At 43.3% G+C, this 5,464-nt stretch carries 9 protein-coding genes; 8 read left to right on the top strand and 1 reads right to left on the bottom strand.

Going from position 1 to position 5,464, the window contains the following annotated elements:
* The first annotated feature begins 75 nt into the window (after positions 1–75).
* The 8 genes from RYZ26_RS19655 (at position 76) to RYZ26_RS19620 (ending at position 3,451) form a co-directional block, all read left to right on the top strand.
* Positions 76–456 (top strand): hypothetical protein, encoded by a 381-nt coding sequence (locus RYZ26_RS19655; protein WP_317684958.1) that lies wholly within the window; start codon positions 76–78, stop codon positions 454–456.
* 198 nt (positions 457–654) lie between these two features.
* Entirely contained in the window at positions 655–966 is a 312-nt protein-coding gene (locus RYZ26_RS19650; RefSeq protein WP_317684956.1) for a type II toxin-antitoxin system RelE/ParE family toxin, read from the top strand.
* A gap of 12 nt (positions 967–978) precedes the next feature.
* Positions 979–1,287 carry a HigA family addiction module antitoxin gene (locus RYZ26_RS19645; RefSeq protein ID WP_317684955.1) on the top strand — a complete coding sequence of 103 codons (309 nt, stop codon included), beginning with the start codon at positions 979–981 and terminating at the stop codon, positions 1,285–1,287.
* A gap of 117 nt (positions 1,288–1,404) precedes the next feature.
* Positions 1,405–1,629, top strand: coding sequence for an AbrB/MazE/SpoVT family DNA-binding domain-containing protein (locus tag RYZ26_RS19640; RefSeq protein WP_317684954.1), 225 nt, complete (start codon positions 1,405–1,407; stop codon positions 1,627–1,629).
* Positions 1,629–2,018 (top strand): type II toxin-antitoxin system death-on-curing family toxin, encoded by a 390-nt coding sequence (locus RYZ26_RS19635; RefSeq protein ID WP_317684953.1) that lies wholly within the window; start codon positions 1,629–1,631, stop codon positions 2,016–2,018. Before RYZ26_RS19640 ends, RYZ26_RS19635 begins: the two co-directional genes overlap by 1 nt.
* Before the next feature lie 217 nt (positions 2,019–2,235).
* Positions 2,236–2,574 carry a HigA family addiction module antitoxin gene (locus RYZ26_RS19630; RefSeq protein WP_317684959.1) on the top strand — a complete coding sequence of 113 codons (339 nt, stop codon included), beginning with the start codon at positions 2,236–2,238 and terminating at the stop codon, positions 2,572–2,574.
* A 127-nt stretch (positions 2,575–2,701) separates the two neighbouring features.
* Positions 2,702–3,103: an HI0074 family nucleotidyltransferase substrate-binding subunit gene (locus RYZ26_RS19625; protein ID WP_317684952.1), complete on the top strand. Its 402-nt coding sequence runs from the start codon at positions 2,702–2,704 to the stop codon at positions 3,101–3,103.
* Positions 3,104–3,451: a nucleotidyltransferase family protein gene (locus RYZ26_RS19620; RefSeq protein WP_317684951.1), complete on the top strand. Its 348-nt coding sequence runs from the start codon at positions 3,104–3,106 to the stop codon at positions 3,449–3,451.
* Between the two features lie 98 nt (positions 3,452–3,549).
* Here the strand turns inward: RYZ26_RS19620 and RYZ26_RS19615 are convergent, their stop codons facing one another.
* The gene (locus tag RYZ26_RS19615; RefSeq protein WP_317684950.1) at positions 3,550–5,223 is read right to left on the bottom strand and encodes a FecR family protein; all 1,674 of its coding nucleotides are present in this window, start codon (positions 5,221–5,223) and stop codon (positions 3,550–3,552) included.
* Between the last annotated feature and the right edge of the window lie 241 nt (positions 5,224–5,464).

Raw genomic sequence — 5,464 nt, 5'->3', positions numbered from 1 at the left:
TGGAACCTGTTGTGTGACCAGCCATGGAAAATTATGTCCATCGGAATGAGAGATTGGGCTCATAGGTCATAGCATTTGGGTTTTGGTATTAGAGAGTTGGCCAAAGAATTCATACGCTTGAGTGATAAGGCAGATATTGAAGAATATGCTTGGCAAGCTGCTGAGGCGCAAATTCAATTGGGTTTAATTCGAGCGCATAAACAGAGCCTATGGGCTTCAGCACCTTTAAGAAAAGAAATTGAAAGTCGTGGAAGGTTTTATGGTAAAGAGCATTTGGTGCATCAATACTTCAATAGGATTTGGAGGTGTAACCCAGATATTGTCTTGCCTCCGTTTAAGAATGATAATGAAAAGAAAATCAGGATTGGCTTTTTGGTAGCGAGTGATTTGAAGCGATTGATGCGTTATGAAAAATCAGCAGTAAACAGGCGGGATAAAGCTCTTAAGAAATTATGATGCATTGCAAAAATGACAAAACAAAGCCAAAGATTATTATTGATTATAAATCAGTTGGTTAGTGCAAAAATGTGCATCAACCCCAACACCCGATAATCACCCTTATCGCCTATGTATCACTATAAGTATGTCGGCTCTACAAATAAACACTCACCTTAGTGATAAGCCTGTTGTGTTGTAAACAACAAATGATTGACAGTGTCTGTTGTTACCCATTACACTACTGACATGATTAAAAGCTTTTCTGATAAGTGTACCGAGCAAATTTTTAATGGCCAGCGAATCAAAAGAATTGATGCTGATTTACAAAAAAAAGTATTAAGACGCCTGCGTTATATTCATGCTGCAAATAGGATAGATGATTTACGTATTCCTCCATCCAATAAACTGGAAAAGAAAGAGGGGAAACTACGTGATTTTTATGCGATTTGGGTTGATAAACAATGGCGTATTATTTTCAAATGGATTGATAACGAAGCTCACGAAGTATCGCTCATAGATTACCATTAAGAGGAGGCAGAAATGGATGAAATATTAATTGATATAGAGCACCCCGGGGTTATGCTAAAAGAAGACTTTCTTAACGATCTGAATATTAAGCCAGGAGCCTTTGCAAAGGCAATAGGCGTTGATCGAGCTGCAATAAAAAATATTATCGATGGGAAGCGGGCGATTACAGCAGATATGTCTCTTCGCTTTGGTCTTTTTTTTGATATGAGTTCTGGGTTCTGGCTCAACCTGCAAAATGATTATGACTTACGTATATCTAGGCGTGATAACCTATCTGAATTCATAAAAATCGTTACCCCTTATGCCGGACTGCGAACATAATCAGATTTATTGAATTTTTGAACTTGGCAGGTATGTCCTTTCCTTTTTAAAAATGTGCAGAACTTGTTAAATGTTATTACATATGTAATACTGATTTGGTTGTAAAGGAGGTATATTATGACTGTCTTAAAGCTAAAGGCTGTTGGGAATTCAACAGGTGTCACTTTGCCAAAAGAAATCCTTTCAAAACTTCATGTTGAGAGAGGAGACAGCTTATATGTGATCGAAACAGAAAGGGGGATAACGTTGACCCCGTATGATCCAGAATTTGAAGAGCAAATGGATGCCGCTCGAAAAATCATGAAGGGACGACGTAACGTTTTACGAGAATTAGCAAAATAATGCCTTATATATGGGTGAAAAAAACGGTCGTTCTTGCTTTACATGACGAGCAAATATTGGAACATGGAGGGCAGCCGGGATTACGTGACGAAGGTCTACTTGATTCAGCTCTTATGCGGCCAATTAATCGTGATAATTATGAAGGAGGCGAAATCTCAACAGTGGCAGCGGCCTATGGCTACGGGATTACCCGCAATCATCCATTTTTTGATGGCAACAAAAGGATCTCGTTGGTGGTGACGGAATTATTTTTAACCTTAAATGGATTTACCTTAGAAGCAGATGATGGTGCATGCCTTGATATGTTTTTACGTCTTGCGCAAGGCAGTTTAAGTGAAAGAAGCTTTTCTGTTTGGATTGAGGGAAATATCGCACAAGCCAACTTCTGAGAAGCAATCTAATTTGAACACGGAGCTGGAAGATAGTTAGAGCTCATTCTGGGTGAATAACCAATGTTTGCTTCGAATGGAAAAATGATGACGTATATAATATTGAATTAATAGGTCCTGACCCTAGACTACCGCTGAGTTAATGATATGACGCAAGAGATTATAATACGAGAGACTTCGGACAAATTTATTTTTCGGATATCTGCGCTGAGTACCAATACACCCCGGTGAAATCATTATGGAAGACTTTCTGAAGCGATTAAAGTTGTCAGTTTACAGACTTGCCAAGGAATTGCATGTTCCGGTCAACCGAATGACAGCTGTATTGAACGGTGAGAGCGCTATAATTGTTGATTCGGCGATGAGGTTGTCTAAGTTTTTTGGAATAACCGTGGAATTTTGGCAGCGTCTACAGACCCGATATGATGTGTCAGTCGCTCATGATACTGATTTGTCAAACATTGTGCCATATAACTCAAAATTGGACAAAACGATGGATGCCGCTCGACGAGTGATGACAAAAGATGCAGAAGCCTTGAAAAGGTTAGCTAAGTAGATAGGGGCAATGCTTGCTAAGCTATATTGTTTGGGATGTAGAGCTACAGGTATTTGGGAGGAGTGTTTGATGAAATCTTCTTAACTTCGTGGCTGGAACGAGATGGCGTATTTTAGTGTAGGTGGAAATGTTAATCGTAACATCGTTTGAAAAAGCTTTGAAATCATTGAAGGAAGGCCTGGATGAACGAAGAAGGTGCCCTGATAATGTTTTTGTGAGAGATGCCGTGATTCAAAGGTTTGAATACACATATGAAATTTCTCACAGGATGCTGAAACGCTATTTGGAAAGTATTTCAGCAAACCCTTCAGAAATTGATGGATTAGCTTTTCAAGGGTTGATTCGATTGGGGTGTGAAAAAGGTCTACTCAGGTCTGACTGGGAGCGTTGGAAGCTTTATAGGACGGCGCGAGGTACGGTAAGTCACACTTACGATGAAGATAAAGCAAAAGAAGTTCTGGAAATTGTTCCCGACTTTTATGAAGAGGCGAAGTTCCTCTTGATACGTATTAGCGGTGGAGCGGGATAAGTGGAAAATCTTTCTGAGCGATATATCGATATGGTACGCAATGTACTATTGCGCCATTTAACTCCTGTGGTCAGTGTTTGGGTTTTTGGTAGCCGAGCTAATGGTGGCGCTAAAGAATTTTCGGATTTGGATCTCGCATTGCGAGATAGTTCGGGGGCAAAAATTCCTTTGAGTATTTTTGCGAATTTAGCTCATGATTTTGAGGAGAGTGATCTCCCTTGGAACGTGGATATTATTGACTTGAATGCAGTTTCCGAAGAGTTCAAAAAAAGCATTGAATTGAAACCTTTTCCGATGTCGAGGGAAGGCGAGAATCGTACTGAACTGAATGATTTAGCTGTTCGTTAAGTCAACACCCGATAACCTCCGTTATAGGGTGATCAAATATCCATAACAAAAAGGGCGGAAACAGTATCCGCCCTTTTAAGTGCATTTTAGAAATGCGTTTAGTTTGGACTGGCGTTCGGTTCCGGTTCAGTAATTGGTTCGTCATCTGCAACAGTATCTTCTTCGATATCGAATACAGGTTCATCCACCGTATCAGTAGGACCATCCGGTTCTGTTACGGTCACGGACTCTGTATCCAGCCCGGATTCAGTTGCACCTTCTAATGCACCTTCCTGAGTGGCGTCTGTAATGGCTTCAATATCACTACCTGTTTCTGCGGCAGCTTCTGTGGCACCTTCCAAGACCGCTGTGGTAACTTCCGTGACCTCAATATCAGCTTCAGCTGCGCCTTCAACAGCCCCTTGGGCGACGGCTTCTGCAACAACGGCGACGTCAACACCAGCTTCAGCACTGGCAGTTACCATGCCTGATGATGCGGCTTGAACTGCATCACCAACATCAAGGCTGGCTTCTACAGCACCTTGAACAATTCCTTCGGTAACAGCTTGAGTAACGGCGCTGATATCAGCCCCCGTTTCAACGGCTGCCTCAACAGCCCCTTGGGCAGCAGCCTCTACAAGTGCAGCTGTATCGGTAATGGCCTCGTTTTCAGCACTGCCTTCCACGATGGCTGCGGCAACTGCCTGGGCTGCTTCAGGGTTGGCGGCAATTGCAGACTGGACCAAGGTTTGAACGAGTTCAACGGATGCGACATTCGCAGTCGCACCTGAAACGACTTCTGCGGTACCGGCTTGAGTGTTCGCCGCATGCTGTGCCTGATCTTGTGCAACAATGGATTCTACAACGGCTGCAGCATTTGGAATTTCAGCAGCTGCCTTTGTCAGAAATGCCTGTTGTTCAGCAGATGGTGCTTCTGTTGCGGCAGCAGCTGAAAGAAGGCCCACGCTTGCTGCTTCTGCCAGCAGAGGAACTGCCGGTGCTGCATCTGCAGCCGGTGCAACGGGTGTCAGGGCTGGTGGCGCAATAACTGCAGCAGCGGTAGCTTGTTGTACCGCCAGAGGAATAGCGTTTGCAGCGGCGTCCGCAGCTTTTTGTTCAGCTGAAAGCTCAACCGTTGCCGGGGCATTACCTAAAGTATTGGACACGACAGCCATAGCCTGTGCTGAGACTTCAACAGGGATATTTTCTGGTGTGATAGGCGGCTCGCCCTCAGCAACTGCTGTGGATTCTCCAGGCTCAACGCTGACTTCACCTTCGTCGTTACTGACCGTGGCAACGCCATCGGCCATACTGATAAAGATGGGTTGACCAGGTTGGACAATACCTGATCCCGCAGAACCACGAATGCCAATTGTTGCAACCGTTGTATTCAGGGTCACGTTTGAATTTTTAGAGGTGAACCCTGAAATATACCTGAAGCTCCCCTGAATGAGGGAAATCACTTTATCTGAGGTGCCTTCATAGGGGTTAAAGACCATTTCATCTAGGGTCATGATACCGTCTGGGCCGAGCTCAAAGGTGGAGCCGTCACGGAATTGGACAACCAGTGTTGCACCATTGGCGGTAATTACATTTTCCTTGAAGAAAATTCTATCGGCTTTGATCAATGTACGTTTTGGCTGACCGGAAACCTCGCCTGTTACGTTTTCAATAACAGATGTTGCATGTCCGATATGTAAGGGCCCCTTTGATGTTGCGGCTTGTAGCGCGACAGGTGTAAAGCACATTGCTGTTGCTGTGTACAAGCAAAGCATTTTCTTTAAGATTTTCATCTCTATCCCCTGAGTATTAAATTTGAGCACATGTTACACTATAAATGAGTGGGTGCCATTTTTTTTTGGGGGGGGGATTAAAAGTCTTGTGCCATCTGGAGTAATGATTATGTAAAAAAAAGATGCCGATTTGTTTGTACGATCAGCCTTAGAGTCTGACTCGAAACTTCACTTTTTAAAACAGTATCTTGCCAGCCGTCTCGTCATCATTCTAATTGAGGATACCAGTATCCATGCTTCT

The organism is Terasakiella sediminum (genome assembly GCF_033100395.1).
Taxonomy (GTDB): domain Bacteria; phylum Pseudomonadota; class Alphaproteobacteria; order Rhodospirillales; family Terasakiellaceae; genus Terasakiella.
Note: the sequence above shows the minus strand (reverse complement) of the source record. Positions and strands in the feature narration are given on the sequence as shown.